This window comes from Bradyrhizobium sp. 76 (genome assembly GCF_023073025.1).
In the GTDB taxonomy this organism is placed as follows: Bacteria; Pseudomonadota; Alphaproteobacteria; order Rhizobiales; family Xanthobacteraceae; genus Bradyrhizobium.
In genome coordinates, this window is the sequence record NZ_JADPIS010000102.1 from 325720 (window position 1) to 342487 (window position 16768).

Sequence of the window (16768 nt, forward strand, 5' to 3'; positions counted from 1 at the left end):
GTCGGAAAAAAATGAACAAGCCAGCCACGATCGATTTCGCGACAGCCACGGCGGTCCAAATTTCCGCGGCCATTGCACACACTCAGGCGCTGCACGATCTCGTCCCCGGTGAAGCCCGCGATAGCCTGCTCGCCGTTCACGACGTGCTGCGCCGAGAACTGCCGCAGGGCCAGCTCGCGACCTACGAAGCCGGAGGCGGCTCGTGCAGCGTACTGCCACCGGAATTGCTGAGCCGCAGCAAGGTCACCGTCGTCGACATCGACGAGGACCAGGTTCGCAACAACAGCTACGCGGACGAAGCGATCCTCGGCGACGTCCAGACCTACCGCTTCGAGCGCGGGACCTTCGATCTGGTGATCTGCTATAACGTGATCGAACATCTTCCCAATGTCGACGCCGCACTCCTGAATTTCCGCGATGCGCTCAAGCACGGCGGCATGATCCTGATCGGCGCGCCCAATCCGCGCTCGTTGTCCGGGATCGTCACCAAATACTCGCCGCACTGGTTCCACGTCTGGTTCTACCGGCACATTCGCGGCATCAAGGATGCCGGCTTGCCGGGCGAGCCGCCGTTCCCGACCTTCTTTCATCCCCTGGTGTCGCTGCCGGCGCTCGAAGCGTTCGCCGCCGCCAACGGCCTCGAGATGATCTACCGCCGTGAGGTCGAGAGCCCGCGCTATCCCGAGATGCGCCGGCGCAAGCCGCTGTTCGCGGCCCTGGTCGACGCCGGCGCCGCCGTGCTCAACGCCGTGCTCCCGCGCGGGACCGACGTCCGCCGCGGCGATTATCACGTCATCCTGCGGAAAAGCTGACGGCCATGGTGCGCGCGCGGCCGATGGCAAGACCAGCGAACCCTCGCGGCCACGACGCACGCGGTAACGAACCGTTAATCTCTGAAGGACCGCGTCATCGCACGCGTCACGACGACGCGTCGAAGAGTGGCATGCGCTTAAACGCTTTGTTTGCCATTTCGGTGAATAGTCCCTCAATGAGTATGGTTAATTTTCCCTGTTGCGTTGAGTGGGCACCTATATCTGAGGTGCGTGGCGTAGAGCGAAGAGTACCCCCTCAGCACGCGGCACTTGGAATGAAAGCTGGGGATCATGCTTGACTACAACCAGCCGGTAGACCGGGCCAGACCGGAGGCCTCGCAGCAGCGGCCTCGGGCCAGTTTCAACGTGCTGGAGCTGGTCAATCTGCTCTGGCGGCGGAAGATCGCGATTGCCGTTGCCGCACTGCTCGGTGCGACGCTTGCCGTCACCGTGGGCAAGAGCCTGGCGCCCCGCTACACCGCCACCGCCCAGCTCTATGTCGACCCGCGCGAGCTTCAGCTCGTCGATCGCGAGCTAACGCCTCGCGCGCAGGACGTCTCCGGCATGTCGATGGTGGTCGAGAGCCAGGCGCGCCTGATCACCTCCAACAGCGTGCTGCTCCAGGTGATCCAGCAGGCCGATCTGGACAAGGACCCCGAATTCGGCGGGGCCGATGGCAAAGGCGTGATGTCGTCGCTGCTCGGCCTGATCGGCCTTCAGCCCCACGCGCCCTCCGCCACGGAGAAAAAGGAAGTGCAGCTCGCCGCCCTCGAGGCGCTGAACCGGCACATCACGATCCGCAAGACCGAGAAGAGCTTCATCGTCGACATCGAGGTCTGGTCGACCGATCCGGCGAAAGCGGCGATGCTCGCCAACACGCTGACCAGCGCCTACCTCGCGGAATCCCGCAACTCGCAGGCGTCGGCCGCACGGCGCGCCACCAACGATCTCTCCGGCCGCCTGAAGGAGCTGCGCGAGCGGCTGCGCAACGCCGAGACCGTGCTTGCGACCTACAAGGCCCAGAACAATTTCGTCGGCACCCAGGATGCGCTGATCAGCGACCAGCAGCTTTCCGCCAGCAACCAGCGGCTTTCCGCCGCCCGCGCCGCGACGATGGACGCGCAGGCGCGCCTCGACCAGATCGAGGCGAGCCGACGCACCACGGCAGATGCAGGCGCAAACTCCGAGGCGCTGCAATCGCCGACCATTGCCAACCTGCGCGCGCAATATGCCGACGCGCGCAAGAAATATGCGGAGCAAGCCGGCGAGCTCGGCCCGCGTCATCCGGCGCTGCGCCAGACCGAGAAGCAGGTCGAGGATCTCAAGCGCACCATCAACGAAGAGATCGACCGCTTCGCCCAGTCCGCCAAGAACGATTTGACGCGCGCCCGCGACTTTGAAGCCTCGCTCAGCCGGGCGCTGGAGGCGCAGAAGCGGCAGAGCGTCCAGCTCAGCCAGGCCGCCGTGCGCCTGCGCGAGCTCGAGCGCGAGGCCGATGCCAGCCGTGACGTCTATCAATCCTTCCTCAAGCGGTCGCGCGAGACCGAGGAGCAGGAGACGCTGAACACCTCGGCGGCCCGCATCATCGGCGAAGCGACGGTGCCGCAGCGGCGCTCGTTCCCGCCGGCGATGAGCCTGTTCGCCATGATCGGTTTCATCTTCGGCGCAATCGCTGCATCAAGCTGGTTCGTCGCGGCCGAACTGGTGTTCGCCGGTGCGTTCGTGCCGGCACCGGCGCCGGCCCGTCCCAATCGTACTCCGTTGCCGCAAGCTCCGCGAGCTCCAGAGCCGTCGCGGGCGCCGGAGACTGCCCGGGCCCAGCCGGTCTCGCGAGCCCCGGAAGTCGCGGAGGCACTGCCGGAACTCGCCGCCCCGCCGCTGCAACCTTCGTTGGTCGAGAAGCCCCTGATCGAAAAGCCGCTGATCGCGCGCCTGCAGGAGGCCGACGTCATCCACACGCTTGGTGCCATTCTCGCCACCGGCGGCGGCATCGACCTCACCCGGCTGGGCTGGCCGACGCTGCGCCCCGGCTTTCCACTGACGACGCTGCTCAACGCCTGGCGCGACATGCGCACCACGGCGGCCCGGCGCGCCGGCGGAAAGACAATGCCGGTCATCGCGCTCGTCGGTGCCAGCGAGACCACCGGGCGCAGCGTGACGGCGCTCAATTTCGCGCTCGCGGCCGCGCGCGACGGCGCCCGGGTGCTGATGATCGACGCCGACCATCACGCGCACTCGCTCTCGAACAAGGTCAACCGTCCCCGCAAGAGCGAGCCGAGCAAGGTCGGATGGCTTTCGATCGGCAGCAAGGCCGCACGCGAGATCAAGACACTCAACGGCATCTCGGTATTGCCGGCCGTCGAAGGCGACGCTGGCAAGGCCACTGACGCCATCCGCAAGGCCATCGAGCAGGCGCGCTCCGCCGGCGGCTATGACCTCGTGATCCTCGACGGCCCCACGGCGCCACTCACGGCCGGCAGCCGTAAGCTGCTCGATGATGCCGACGCGCTGGTGGCGGTGTTGCCGACCAGCCTCGACATCAACGACGGCCTGGAAGAGATATTGAGCACGCTCGGCCGCGCCGAGCGCAAGCTCGTCGGCGTCGTGCTCGACGAACTCACCCCCATGGCCCAAGCTCGCCAACGAGGCAGACAATATGCTTGAGCGCCGCATCAATCTCGATGGCCGGGCCGCAACCGCTGACGTGCCGCGGATCACCATCGGCGGCCTTCGCATGGCCGCGCTCGACCTGGAAGCGACCGCAGATTTCATGATCGAGGCGACCGATCCGCGCCATCGCATCGGCCGTCCGCTGCACCTGACTTCGGCCAATGGCGAGGTGCTGGCGCGGTGCTCGACCGAACCGGAGACCGAGCGCCTGTTCCGCGGCGCCGACCTCATCAACGCCGATGGCCAGCCGCTGGTGGCGGCGTCCAGGCTGCAATCCTGGTTTCCGCTGCCCGAGCGCGTCGCCACGACGGATCTGTTTCACGTCGTCGCGCGCAAGGCCGAAGCGGTCGGCCGCACCTTTTACATGTTCGGCGCGAGCGAGGACGAGAACGCCGCGGCGGTCGAGAACGTCCGGAAGATGTATCCAAACCTCAAGATCGTCGGCCATAGCCACGGGTATCTCCGTGGCGATGCATTGCGCGCGAAGGTCGACGAGATCAACGCGCTGGCGCCGGATTATCTCTGGGTTGCGCTGGGCGTGCCAAACGAGCAGGCTTTCGTCGAGGAATTCACGCCGCATCTCACCAATGTCGGCGTCATCAAGACATCCGGCGGCCTGTTCAACTTCTTGTCGGGAAGCCGCGCCCGCGCGCCGCGATGGATGCAGAAGATCGGGCTGGAATGGGCCTGGCGCACCTTGCTCGAGCCCCGCCGGCTGTTCTGGCGCTATCTGACCACCAACCCTCGCGCGATCTATCTGCTGTTCAGCCGCAACCGGCCCTTCAATCGCTGAGTAGACAACGACATGACCGCCGCCGGTTATCAGCCCCGCCTGCGCTATTTCATCGCCAGCGGCGCCGGTATTGCGCCTTGCAGATCGGGCTCATAAGCGGCTAAAGAGACTGTCACAGTCGGCGTCGGCAACTTTCCCGGCCGCCGCATGTTTTTGTATGGCCGCCGACACAAGCGGCACAATCGGCTCAGCCAATAGTGCGAGCCAGCTTTTCACAGCGAAGGCCACGATCGAGTCCGCGCATCGGCCTGCTTTCAGGCGCGACCCAAGGGAGCACGGAACGAATGAATCAGGCCGCAAGCCTGCAATTCGAGCGCATGATGGACGAGCTCGTCCTCTGGCATGCCGTGCCGGAGGACGAACGATCGCCGGCGCCGGCCTGGTGGTGGGGTCCGGCGATGGCGGTGCTCGATACGCACGAGCCGATGCGACAGGTGTGGTGTCGTGAGCTCGGCCTTGACGACGGCTCGAGCTTTGCCGAAGGCGCGCATGTCCTTATCACGCTCTTCGCCGAACAAACCTCACTTCCGTGGCCGGATGATTTTCCACGCAAGGCGGAGATCAGGGACGAGGACGTCCGCGAGCTGCACCCACAGCCATCAGACGACAGCGCTTTTCAACCGTAGCGCCGCAGCCGCGGTGGCGGCATGGTCCCGCTCCGGCTGGAGCGGCGGCGCGCCGGGCAGCTCCATCGGCCGCAGCAGCTCGGCCATCTGCCGCGCCGGAACGGGCTTGGAGATCAGGAAGCCCTGCATCTCGTCGCAGCCATGGGCGCGCAGGAACGCCTCCTGTTCGGCGTTCTCGACGCCTTCCGCCACCACGGTCATGCCGAGCGCCTTGCCCATGCTGATGATCGCCTGCGCGATCGCCTGATCCTCCGCATCCTGCGGCAAGTCGCGCACGAAGGAGCGGTCGATCTTGATGGTGTCGATCGGGAAATGCTTCATCAGCGACATCGACGAATAGCCGGTGCCGAAATCGTCGATCGCCAGGCGAATGCCGCGGCTCTGGATGGCGTCGAGCACCTTGAGCGCGCGCCCGACGTTGCGCATCATCATGCTCTCAGTGACCTCCAACTGGAGCAGCACGGGCGACATGCCGCTGGCGGCCAGCGCCTCGTCGACGTCCTGCAACAAATGCTCGTCGACAAACTGCCGCGGTGACAGGTTGACCGCCATCGACACCGGCAACAGGCCGAGGCGCTGCCAGGCCATGGCCTGCGCGCAGGCCTCCTTCACCACCCACCGGCCGATCGGCACGATCAATCCGGTCTCTTCCGCAAGCGGAATGAACTGCGCCGGCGAGATGCTGCCGAGATCGGGGTGCGTCCAGCGCAGCAGGGCTTCCACGCCCGTGATCTGGCCGGTCTCCATGTCCACCTTGGGCTGGTAGTTCAAAGTGAACTGATTCCGCTCCAGCGCCCGGCGCAGCGCGCTCTCCAGCGACAGCCGCTCGATCGACTGCGTGTTCACTTCCTTGGAGAAGAAGCGATAGCCGTTCTTGCCGTCCTCCTTGGCGAGATACATCGCCATATCGGCGTTCTTCGTCAGCGTCTGCACGTCGGCGCCGTTGGCCGGATACATCGCGATGCCGATCGATGCCGTGGTATGGCACTCGTGCCCGGCCAGCTCCATGGGCTCGGCGAGTGCCGTCAGCAGCTCGGTCGCGATACGCTGGACGTCGTCGATCTCGCCGCACTGGTCGAGGATCACCACGAACTCGTCGCCGCCGAGCCGCGCCACCACGTCGCTTGCCCGCAGCGCACCGCGCAGCCGATTCGCCACTTCGAGCAGGAGCAGGTCGCCGGCCTCGTGACCCAGGGAATCGTTGATGACCTTGAAGCGGTCGAGGTCGATGAAAAGCACCGCGAAGCGGTGATCGTGGCGCTGCGCCGCGTCGATCGCCTCGCGCAGCAGCCCGTTGAACGTCTCGCGGTTCGGCAGGTCGGTTAGGCTGTCGTGAGAGGCGAGGTACTCGATCCGCTCGTCCGCCTCGTTCTTCTCGTCTGCGCGATCGAAATTTTCCATCGCGAAGGAGACGTTGTCGGCGAGGCGCTGCAACAACTCGACGAACTCGGCCGTGAAGGTGCCCGGTTCGGTCGACATGTAGATCATGACGCCGACGGCCTGATCGTGCGCGACGAGCGGAAACGCCGCGCCCGACCGTGCGCCGTCGCTGCGGACGATGGCGTGGAAGACGCGGACGCGGTCGTCGTTGAGATAGTCGTTGCTGATGCAGGGCTGGCGGGTGCGGAACGCCGTGCCGCTCATTCCGCGCCCTTCGGGCCGCTCGGGGTCGATTGACAAGCGGACATTGCGCGTGGTGTCAGACGACGGTCCGGCGCTCGCCACGATCTCTAGCTGGTCGCTGTCGCCCCTCGCCAGCGCAATGGTCGTCGAGGTAAACTTGGCGCCGTTCGACGCGGCGAGACAGACGAGGTCGAACAGTTCGGCGCGCGACTTGGCCCGCATGATGGCCTCGTTGGTCGCGCTCAGCGCCGCGAACATACGAGCCAAGCGCTCCCTCTGCGCCTCGGTGCGGGCCTTTTCCCCGGCGCGATCGAAATTATCGAGTGCGAACGAAACGTTCTCGGCCAGACGCCCGAGCAGCTCGACCATATCCGGTGTGAACGTATTCTCTTCCGGCGCGAGGAAAAGCAGAATGCCGATCGGCTCCTGACCTGCGCGCAGCAGCGGGAAGCTGGCAGCGGCTCGCGTTCCGTCTTCGGTTGCCTTGTAATGCCAGTGCGCCGATCGCGGGTCGTGGAGATAGTCGTTGATCACACTGGGCCGTCGCGTACGCAACGACGTGCCGATGATTCCCTGCCCCTCCGGATGATCTGGAGAGACGTCGCAGGTACGTCCAACCATTCGCTCCTGGAGCCGCCCCTTGACCGCGACGACGCGAACCAGCTCACTTTTTTCGTCCAGGATTCCGATGGTCGCTGACGCGAAGACGCCGCCGAGCACGGCCGCCTGACACCCAACCTCGAATAGCTCCTCGCGAGTCTTGGCGCGCATGATGGCTTCGTTCGTGGCGCTCAGTGCCTCGAACATGCCGCTCAACCCGTTACGCTGCTTGTCGGCCTTGGCCTTCTCGTCGGCCCGGTCGAAATTCTCCAGCGCGAAGGCGACATTGGCCTGGAGCTTGCGCAGCAGCTCGATGAATTCGCCCGTGAAGGTGTCGCGCTCCGGAGAGTTGAACAGGAACACGCCTTCGACCTGGTCACCGTTGAAGAGCGGCAACGCCGCGGAGGACGCGATCCCGTTGCGGCGGGCGCTGGCCTGCCACGGCGCAATGCGGTCGTCGGCGAGCACATCGTTGCTGACGGCGGGCTGGCGCGTGCGGAACGAGGTGCCGGTCAGCCCGCGGCCTTCGGCCACCTCGTCCGAGGTAGAGAACGTGAAGTTGCGAACCTGATCCGCGTTCGGTCCGTAGCAGGAGACGACACGCAGCAGTTCGGCGTGATGATCGGCGAGCGCAATGGTGACCGAAGTGAACTTGGCTCCCTTCGCCGTCGCCTCGCAGACGAGGTCGAACAGCTCGGAGCGCGACCGCGCACGCAAGATCGCCTCGTTGGTGGCGCTGAGCGCCGCATACATGCGTGCCAGGCGCTCTTCTTCCCTGGCGATCCTGGCTTTTTCGGCCTCGCGTGCAAAATTCTCGAGCGCGAACGAGACGTTCTCAGCCATGCGCAGGAGGAGCGCAACGATCTCCTCGTCCTTGGCCCAGGATCGGCTGATGAAGAACAAGAGCACGCCGACACTTTCACCGTGCCTGATCAGCGGCGCGACCACGCAGGCGACGACGCCGGTGTTGACGTTGGCGTGCTCCCACGGAGTGCCCCTGGTGCGGCGAGCGAGATCGTCTTCGACGATTGGCTTCTGCGTCCGGAACACTTCGCCGGATATGCCCTTGCCGTAGGGATTTTCCGGATCGATCGAATAGCGTGCCTGGGTGACCAGCTCGAGGTTCTGCCCGGTGGAGGCGACCGGCTTCATCCAGTGAGAATCCTGCTCGCGCAGCAACACGATGGTCGCCAGCGATTCGCCGCTGTGCACGGAGGCGTCGCACACGAGCTGATACAGCTCCTGCTCGGTCTTGGCGCGCAGGATGGCTTCGTTGGTTGCGCTGATCGCTCCGTACATGCGGTTGAGCCGGCGCATCGCCCGCTCGCCGGCCTGCCGTGCAGTCTCGCGCGCGAAATTGTCCAGCGCATAGGAAATGTTGGCCGACATGCGCTCGAACAACGACACCATCTGATCGCTTAGCGAACCGGCCTCGCTGCGGGTCACGAGCAGCACGCCGACGCTCTTGCCGCGGCACAGAAGCGGCAACGCCGCCGCGGCGCCGACATGTGCCTTGACCGCGCCCTCGCGCCACGCGAGCGAGCGCGGGTCGTTCAGAAAATCGTTACTGATGCAGAGCTTCCGGCTGCGGAAGGCCTCCCCGCTGACGCCCGAGCCCTCGGCACTTCCGGCTTCCGTGGTGATCTCGATTGCGCTCAGCCGTGCGACGTCGTCGCCGCGACCGGCGGCAAAGCGCAGCCGACGGCCGTCTGGATCCACCAGGAACACGGCGACCGCCATGAAGTCCCCGCTCGAAAACCCGGCGTCGCAGACCTTCTGGTACAGCTCGTCCTGCGATGTCGCGTAGAGGATCGCTTCGTTTATGGCGCTCAACGCCGCAAAGGTGCGCGCGAGTGTCGTCGGCACGATCTCAACTCCCCGGGCATTTCTGCCTTTTTTTCCCGGGTGACGTTATGACCGGCGATCGCCTAAGTGGTCGTTATTGCGCGCCGCAAACCCTCGATCAAAGTGAACGAGCTGCGAACAACCGGCGCGAAACTGTCGAAAATGCCGCCGCACGGGGCGAATCGTCGACCAAAGGCACGTGCTCTCTACGAATTTGCAGCCCTGTATTGGTTTACGGGAGATTGATATCGCAGCCGTGCTTTGAGACGATGGCTCTCAGCAACCGCCCACCAAGGGCGATGACCGAGGAAACGCGATGCCCGTCGTCAAGGCCGACCGCCTCACGCGCATCAGCGCCGCGCTGCTTCGTGCCGCCGGGGCTTCCGAGGAAGAGGCCGACGCGGTCGCAGGCGGCTGCGTCAACGCCAATCTCGCCGGCCACGACTCCCACGGCGTGATCGCCATTCCCACCTATGTCGACCGGATCAAGGCCGGCCACATCGTGCCCGGCGCCAAATGGACCATCGTGCAGGAATCGCCGACGACGACCGTAATCGACGGTCAGTGGGGGTTTGGCTTCCACGTCAACGCCAAGGCGATGGCGTTGACGATCGAGAAAGCGAAGACGGCGAATGTCGCCGCCTGCACCGTGTTCCGGCAAAGCCATGTCGGCCGCCTCGCCGCCTATCCGCTGATGGCGATGCGCGAAGGGATGATCGGGATTGCAACGGCGGATTCCGGCCGTTCGCCGAAGCATGTGGCGCCGTTCGGCGGCAAGGAGGCACGGCTCGGCACCAATCCGATCTCGATCGCGGTGCCGTCCGATCTCGATGCGCCGTTCTACCTGGACATGGCGACCTCTGCGGTCGCGGCCGGCAAGATCCAGCTCGCGGTCGCCCGCGGCGAGGAGATTCCGCCGGGGTGGATCATCGATGCCGAAGGACAACACACCACCGATCCGACCCAATACCGCAAGGGCGGCGCGCTGCTGCCGCTCGGCGGCACCGAGGGCTACAAGGGCAGCGGCCTCGCCGCCATGGTCGAGGTCCTGTGCGGCCTGCTCACCGGCCTCGGTTTCGGCGTCGAGCCCACGGGCCGGCACAATGACGGCTGCTTCATGGCCGTGTTCAACGTCGCCGCGTTTCGCCCGCTGCACGACTTCAAGCGCGAGGTCGCCGAGTTCGCGCACTATCTCAAATCGACCCCGCCCTCCGAGGGCAGCAAGGGCGTGTTCTATCCCGGCGAGATCGAGGGCGTGCGCGAACAGCAGCGCCTGCGCGACGGCATCGAGATCGAGGATGCCACCTGGGAAAAGCTGCGCGCGCTGGCGCGCGAGTATAGGCTCGATACGGTCCTCGACCTGGCCTGACGGATTTCGGCCCGACGCAATTCGGAGAACAGCAGCATGACGCGGCAGATGGTACTGGTCGGCTTCCTTCAGGCGCAGAACTGCACGAATTTGCCGAGCTCGTGGCGTCATCCGGACTCGCGCGACGATTCGATGTCGGCGGACTATTATCAGGAGATCGCCAAAATCCTCGAAGCCGGCAAGTTCCACATGGCCTTCTTCGACGACCGGCTGGCGATGCCGGACCGCTACGGCAACGATCACGCCCACACCGTCGAATACGGCATCCGCTGCGTGAAGATGGATCCCCTGATCGTGCTGACGACGATGGGCATGGTTACGGAGAAGCTCGGGTTGGGGGCGACCGGCTCGACCACTTATTTCGAGCCCTTCGACATCGCCCGCCGCTTCGCAACGCTCGACCTGATGTCGGGCGGACGCGCCGGGTGGAACGTCGTCACCTCGCTCAATGACGGCGAGGCACACAACATGGGGCGGGACTCTCATCCCGAACATGATTCCCGCTACGACCGCGCCGACGAATTCATGGAGATCGTGCTCGGCCACTGGGATACCTGGGAAGACGGCGCGCTCATCATGGACAAAAAGAGCGGCCGCTTCGCCGATCCAGCTAAGGTGAAGCGGCTCGATCACAAGGGCCCATTCTACAAGTCGCGCGGTCCCTTCACGGTGCCGCGCTCTGACCAGGGCCATCCCGTGATCATCCAGGCCGGCGCGTCCGGCCGCGGCCAGCGCTTTGCAGGACGGTGGGGCGAGGTGATCTTCACCGCTGCACGCAATCTCGCCGCCGCCAAGGAAGGCTATGCGTCGGTGCGTAACGAGGCCGCGAAAGCCGGCCGCGATCCGGAGGCGATGTTCCTCTGCAACCTGACGACACCGGTTTGCGCCGCGACCAAAGCCGAGGCCGAAGACAAGATGGCGCTGATCAACAAGCTGCCACTGCAGATCGACGCGCTGTCGCTGCTGGCCGAAGCGCTCAACTACGATTTCGCCTCCAAGGATCTCGACGAGCCGCTGACGACGGAAGAATTGAAGAGCATGCAGGGCATTCTGGGCATCCGCGACGGCGTGCTCAAGAACTCCGGCAAGAGCAATCCGAGCGCGCGCGACTTCGTCACCTTCTCCGGCCGCGGTCAGGTCCAGGATGCGATGGTTGGCGGCCCCAAGGAGATCGCGGACAAGCTCGAAGAAATGTTCGTCGAACGCGGCTGCGACGGGTTCGTCATCGCCGCGACCTATGTGCCCGGCTCCTATGCCGATTTCGTGCAGCACATCGTGCCGGAATTGCAGCGGCGCGGATTGTTCCAGAAGGAATATCGCGGCAAGACGCTGCGTGAAAATCTCGGGCTCAAGCGGCCGGCTGCCGGCGACTGGAAAGTGCAGCCGCGCGATGCCGCGGAATAACAACGGAGACACGGCATGCGCTGGCTGAAATTCACCGCCACGGACAAGACGTCCTGGGGGATCATCGAGGGTGACCAGGTCATCGCGATCGAGGGCGATCCCTTCGGCGAATGGCAACGCACCTCGCGGACGCACCCGCTGTCGCAGGTTAAAATCGAGCTGCCGCTGATTCCGCGCACCTTCTACTGCGTCGGCTTGAACTATCTGAAGCATCTGAAAGAGGCCGCCGACAAGCGCGGCGAGGTGCCAGCGGTGCCGGACAGACCCGAGATCGGCTATCGCGCCCAGAATGCGCTGATCGCACATGACGAGGAGGTCATGATCCCGTCCTTCGCGACGGACAAGATCCATTATGAAGGCGAGCTCGTCGTCGTCGTCGGCAAGAAGGTCAAGCACCTGACCAAACAGAATGCGATGGATTGCGTCTTCGGCTACACCATCGGCAACGACGTCAGCGAGCGGAATTGGCAGAAGGCCGACCGCAGCCTGTGGCGCTCGAAGAACGCCGACACGTTCAAGCCGATGGGCCCGTGGATCGAGACCGAAGCCGACCTCGACAAGATGGAAACGATCGTCCGGGTCAACGGCAAGGAGACCAACCGCTTCCACACCAACGACATGATCTTTGGCGTGGTGCCGTTCCTGGTCGAGCTGACCAAATACTTTACGTTATGGCCCGGCGACGTGATCTGGATGGGAACGGATGGAGCCTCACCTGATATCAAGCATGGCGACGTCGTGGAGATCGACATCACCGGCATCGGCACGCTGCGGAACAGGTTTGTACGGGAGGAGCGGTAGCCCACGTTGCACCAACAGTGTCGTCCCGGCGAAGGCCGGGACCCATGCGCCGCAGCAGATGTTTTTGATTAGGACTCGTCGTTACGGCAAGGCAATTGGCATTCGTGGTTATGGGTCCCGGCCTTCGCCGGGACGACGAAGCGCTGCCCTCAAAACGGCAGGGCCACACCCGTCTTGATCTCTTTCAGCACCACGTTGCTTCTGACATAGCGAATGCCGGGAATGCGGAACATGAAGTCGTCGAGGAATCTGTTGTAGGCCGCCATGTCCTGCACAGCGACGCGCAAATGGTAATCGGCATCGCCCGTGGTCGCAAAGCACTCCAACACCTCACGCCGCGTGGTCACCCGCGCGACGAACTCGTCGACGAATTTTGCGTCGTGCCGTTCCAGCGAGACGTGGAGGATCGCGGACATCGCAAAGCCGGCCTGCTCGCGCGCGACGAGGGCCGCATAGCCCTGGATGGCACCGCGCTCCTCCAGCGCGCGCACCCGGCGCCAGCACGCCGACGTCGACATGCCAACCGCGTCGGCGAGCTGCTGGTTGGTGGCGCGGCCGTCCTTCTGAAGGAAGGCGAGAATCCGCGCGTCTTGGTCTTCGATCATGGAAAGCACCAAAATGGATCAATCTACCGTTTTATATACTATATCGGTTAATTCTACCACAATGGATGTTCTGTTCGGGAAAATAGGTAGGACCTACCAGTCGCCCAGGCCTACCCTTCTCCCATGGCAAGGATGCCGCGGGAGGTCCGCATGGACGCCATTTCGTCACTCGACGCCTACGAGCTTTCCGACCGCTACGATCGCGAAGTGGGCCGAGTCTTCCTTACAGGCACGCAGGCCATCGTCCGCATTGCGCTCGACCAGGTCCGGCGCGACCGTGCCGCGGGGCTGAACACGGCGGGCTTCATTTCGGGCTATCGCGGTTCGCCGCTCGGCGGCATCGACCTCGAACTGTGGCGCATCCAGGAACGACTCAAGCGGGACCACATCGAATTCCTCCCGGCAGTGAACGAAGACCTTGCCGCAACCGCCGTGCTCGGCTCGCAACAGGTCGAGACGCAAGCCGACCGCGAGGTCGATGGCGTGTTCGGACTCTGGTACGGCAAAGGCCCCGGCGTTGATCGCTCCGGCGATGCGCTGAAACACGGCAACGCCTACGGCTCCTCGCCGCATGGCGGCGTCCTGGTGGTCGCCGGCGACGACCATGGCTGCGTCTCGTCCTCGATGCCGCACCAGTCCGACGTGGCCTTCATGAGCTGGTTCATGCCGACGCTCCACCCCGCAAGCGTCAGCGAATATCTCGAATTCGGTGAATATGGCTACGCCCTGAGCCGCTTCACCGGCATGTGGGTCGGTTTCAAGGCGATCTCGGAGATCGTGGAATCCGGCGCTTCCGTCGCGCTGCGCCCGCCGCGCGCCTTCCACACGCCAGACTTCACGCCGCCGCCCGGCGGCTTGCACTATCGCTGGCCCGATCTACCCGGCCCACAGATCGAGGAGCGGCTGGAGGCGAAGAAGCATGCGGTCTACGCCTTCGCCAAGGCCAATCCGATCGATCGTCACATCTACGACATCCCGGGCGCCACCTACGGCATCGTCACCACGGGCAAGGCGCATCTCGATCTGATGGAAGCGCTGCGGCTGATGGGTCTCGACGAAGCAGCCTGCCGCAGCATCGGCATCGACATCTACAAGGTCGGAATGGTCTGGCCGCTGGCGCTGCATGACGCGATGGCGTTCGTGAAGGGCAAGCGCGAGATCCTCGTGGTCGAGGAGAAGCGCGGCATCATCGAAAGCCAGTTCAAGGAATATTTTTACGATTATCCGGGCGAAAAACCCGAGCGCATGGTCGGAAAGCACGACGAAACCGGCGCGCGGCTGATCTCCTGGATCGGCGAATTGTCGCCGCGAGCGCTCGCTGGGGTGCTCGCACGCCGTCTCGATCCGATCTTCCCGGGCCTCAATCTCGCCGCGCGCGCAGCCGGCTTGATGCCTGAGGCCGCGCGCACGATCAACGTCTCTGGTGCGACGCGCACGCCCTATTTCTGCTCGGGATGCCCGCACAATACATCGACAAAGGTGCCCGAGGGATCGAAGGCGCTAGCCGGCATCGGCTGCCATTTCATGGCGAGCTGGATGGACCGCGAGACATCGTCCCTGATCCAGATGGGCGGCGAAGGCGTGAACTGGGCCGCCTCGTCACGCTTCACCGGCAACAAGCACGTTTTCCAGAATCTCGGCGAAGGCACCTATTATCATTCGGGCTCGATGGCGATCCGGCAGGCGATCGCGGCCAAAGCCAACATCACCTACAAGATCCTGTTCAACGATGCCGTCGCGATGACCGGCGGCCAACCCGTCGACGGCCCGATCAGCGTCTACGCCATCGCGCTCAGCGTCCGCGCCGAGGGCGTTGCGCGCATCGCGCTGGTGTCGGACGATCCAGCGCAATTTTCGCCCAGCGACTTGCCGTTCGGCGTGTCCATCCATCCGCGCGAAGAGATGGACAATGTGCAGCGCGAGCTGCGCGAAATCTCAGGCGTCTCGGTGCTGATCTATCAGCAGACCTGCGCGACGGAGAAACGGCGTCGCCGCAAGCGTGGCCAGATGGCCGATCCCAAACGCTTCGCCTATATCAACGATCTCGTCTGCGAGGGCTGCGGCGACTGCTCGGTCGAATCCAACTGCCTCAGCGTGGAGCCCAAGGAGACGCCGTTCGGCCGGAAGCGCCGGATCAATCTCTCATCCTGCAACAAGGACTTCTCCTGCCTCAACGGGTTCTGCCCGAGCTTCGTCACCGTCGAGGGCGCGACGCGCCGGAAGAAGGGCGCGAGCCGGATCAACCCGGTCGGCCACGCGGCCACGCTTCCGCTGCCCGCGCCCGCACCGCTCGACCGTCCCTATGATCTGCTCGTCACCGGCGTCGGTGGCACCGGCGTGATCACGGTCGGCGCGCTGATCGGCATGGCGGCGCATCTCGAACGAAACGGCGTCTCGGTGCTGGATTTTACCGGCTTTGCGCAGAAATTCGGACCGGTGCTGAGCTACATCCGATTGGCTGCATCCCCCGACGCGTTGCATCAGGTCCGCATCGACCAGGGCGCGGCCGATGCGCTGATCGGCTGCGACCTCGTCGTCAGCTCCTCGCCAAAGGCATCCGGCACCTATCGGAAAGGCACGCGCGCCGCGGTCAACACCGCGGAGATGCCGACCGGCGACGTCGTCCGCTTCCGCGACGCAGATCTCGCCTCACCTGCCCGCCTGCGCGCGATCGGCCAGGTGATCGGCGACGGCAATCTCGACACCATCAACGCCAACGCGCTGGCCGAGCGCCTGCTCGGCGACGCCGTCTATGCCAACATCGTCATGCTGGGCTTTGCCTGGCAGCACGGGCTGCTGCCGGTCTCGCTGTCGGCGCTGTTGCGCGCGATCGAGCTCAACGGCGTCGCGGTAGAACGCAACAAGCAGGCTTTCGCCTGGGGCCGGATTGCAGCGGCCGATCCCAACTTCTTGCCGAAGATGGACGACGCGCCCAAGGCAGAGACGCTCGACCAGTTGATCGACCGCCGCGCCGACTTCCTCACGGCCTATCAGAACGATGCGTATGCAACGCGCTATCGAGCACTCGTTGCAAACGTTCGCAAGGCCGAAGCCAAACTGAATAGCGGAGCATTGACCGAAGCGGTCGTGCGCGCGCTGTTCAAGTTGATGGCCTACAAGGACGAATACGAGGTGGCACGGCTGCACATGCAGAGTGGTTTCCTCGACGAATTGAAAGGCGAGTTCGAAGGCGAATTCAGCATCCAATATCACCTCGCCCCGCCGTTCCTGCCGTCGAGGCGCGACGCCCGCGGACGTCCGCGCAAGCGCGCCTTCGGGCAGTGGGTCCAGATACCGCTTGCCATGCTGGTGCGATTGAAGGGATTGCGCGGGACGCCGTTCGACCCGTTCGGCTACACGGCGGAACGGCGCGCCGAGCGGGAACTGATCACTTGGTACGACGGCATCATCAAACGGCTGCTCGGCGGGCTCGAGGCGGCGCATCTGCCAAGTCTGGTCGCCATTGCAAAAGCGCCGATGGATATCCGGGGCTACGGGCCGGTTAAGGACGCCGCGATCGGGAAGGTGAAGGCCGAGGTCGAGCGGCTGTTCGCCGAGTTCGACGCCCCATCACCTGCAAAGATGCGCGCCTACGGTTGACGGGGCGCCGACGAAGCTTC

General features: G+C 64.6%; 10 protein-coding genes. 8 read left to right on the forward strand and 2 right to left on the reverse strand.

Going from position 1 to position 16768, the window contains the following annotated elements; translation table 11 throughout:
* The first annotated feature begins 11 nt into the window (after positions 1–11).
* From IVB48_RS25510 to IVB48_RS25525, 4 genes are all read left to right on the forward strand, one after another.
* Positions 12–812, forward strand: coding sequence for a methyltransferase (locus tag IVB48_RS25510; protein WP_247404046.1), 801 nt, complete (start codon positions 12–14; stop codon positions 810–812).
* A 291-nt stretch (positions 813–1103) separates the two neighbouring features.
* The gene (locus tag IVB48_RS25515) at positions 1104–3476 is read left to right on the forward strand and encodes an exopolysaccharide transport family protein (protein ID WP_247404049.1); all 2373 of its coding nucleotides are present in this window, start codon (positions 1104–1106) and stop codon (positions 3474–3476) included.
* Positions 3469–4275: a WecB/TagA/CpsF family glycosyltransferase gene (locus tag IVB48_RS25520; protein WP_247404052.1), complete on the forward strand. Its 807-nt coding sequence runs from the start codon at positions 3469–3471 to the stop codon at positions 4273–4275. The genes IVB48_RS25515 and IVB48_RS25520 overlap by 8 nt, the downstream gene beginning before the upstream one ends.
* A 284-nt stretch (positions 4276–4559) precedes the next feature.
* Complete coding sequence (locus IVB48_RS25525) at positions 4560–4901, forward strand: hypothetical protein (protein ID WP_247404055.1); 342 nt, start codon at positions 4560–4562, stop codon at positions 4899–4901.
* On the opposite strand, the gene IVB48_RS25530 is transcribed toward IVB48_RS25525, so the two are convergent.
* Positions 4875–8990: a GAF domain-containing protein gene (locus IVB48_RS25530; protein WP_247404057.1), complete on the reverse strand. Its 4116-nt coding sequence runs from the start codon at positions 8988–8990 to the stop codon at positions 4875–4877. The two genes, IVB48_RS25525 and IVB48_RS25530, sit on opposite strands and share 27 nt — an antisense overlap.
* Positions 8991–9285: 295 nt before the next feature.
* Between IVB48_RS25530 and IVB48_RS25535 the strand changes: the two genes are divergently transcribed.
* From IVB48_RS25535 to IVB48_RS25545, 3 genes are read left to right on the forward strand one after another with little or no spacing between them, the layout of a single operon-like run.
* Positions 9286–10338, forward strand: a complete 1053-nt coding sequence (locus tag IVB48_RS25535; RefSeq protein ID WP_247404059.1) for an Ldh family oxidoreductase — start codon at positions 9286–9288, stop codon at positions 10336–10338.
* A gap of 36 nt (positions 10339–10374) precedes the next feature.
* Entirely contained in the window at positions 10375–11742 is a 1368-nt protein-coding gene (locus IVB48_RS25540; protein WP_027565476.1) for an LLM class flavin-dependent oxidoreductase, read from the forward strand.
* Between the two features lie 15 nt (positions 11743–11757).
* Positions 11758–12543 (forward strand): fumarylacetoacetate hydrolase family protein, encoded by a 786-nt coding sequence (locus IVB48_RS25545; RefSeq protein ID WP_247404062.1) that lies wholly within the window; start codon positions 11758–11760, stop codon positions 12541–12543.
* 149 nt (positions 12544–12692) lie between these two features.
* Here IVB48_RS25545 and IVB48_RS25550 read toward each other — a convergent pair whose 3' ends face one another.
* A complete protein-coding gene (locus IVB48_RS25550; RefSeq protein WP_247404064.1) occupies positions 12693–13148 on the reverse strand; it encodes an Lrp/AsnC family transcriptional regulator in 456 nt (151 codons plus the stop codon).
* 150 nt (positions 13149–13298) lie between these two features.
* Between IVB48_RS25550 and IVB48_RS25555 the strand changes: the two genes are divergently transcribed.
* Positions 13299–16748 (forward strand): indolepyruvate ferredoxin oxidoreductase family protein, encoded by a 3450-nt coding sequence (locus tag IVB48_RS25555; protein ID WP_247404066.1) that lies wholly within the window; start codon positions 13299–13301, stop codon positions 16746–16748.
* The last annotated feature ends 20 nt before the right edge of the window (positions 16749–16768 follow it).

Excerpts from the sequence above, each read along its gene's own strand:
- IVB48_RS25510 (WP_247404046.1), top strand. The coding sequence starts at position 12 with ATGAACAAGCCAGCCACGATCGATTTCGCGACAGCCACGGCGGTCCAA.
- IVB48_RS25515 (WP_247404049.1), top strand. The coding sequence starts at position 1,104 with ATGCTTGACTACAACCAGCCGGTAGACCGGGCCAGACCGGAGGCCTCG.
- IVB48_RS25520 (WP_247404052.1), top strand. The coding sequence starts at position 3,469 with ATGCTTGAGCGCCGCATCAATCTCGATGGCCGGGCCGCAACCGCTGAC.
- IVB48_RS25525 (WP_247404055.1), top strand. The coding sequence starts at position 4,560 with ATGAATCAGGCCGCAAGCCTGCAATTCGAGCGCATGATGGACGAGCTC.
- IVB48_RS25535 (WP_247404059.1), top strand. The coding sequence starts at position 9,286 with ATGCCCGTCGTCAAGGCCGACCGCCTCACGCGCATCAGCGCCGCGCTG.
- IVB48_RS25540 (WP_027565476.1), top strand. The coding sequence starts at position 10,375 with ATGACGCGGCAGATGGTACTGGTCGGCTTCCTTCAGGCGCAGAACTGC.
- IVB48_RS25545 (WP_247404062.1), top strand. The coding sequence starts at position 11,758 with ATGCGCTGGCTGAAATTCACCGCCACGGACAAGACGTCCTGGGGGATC.
- IVB48_RS25550 (WP_247404064.1), bottom strand. The coding sequence starts at position 13,148 with ATGATCGAAGACCAAGACGCGCGGATTCTCGCCTTCCTTCAGAAGGAC.
- IVB48_RS25555 (WP_247404066.1), top strand. The coding sequence starts at position 13,299 with ATGGACGCCATTTCGTCACTCGACGCCTACGAGCTTTCCGACCGCTAC.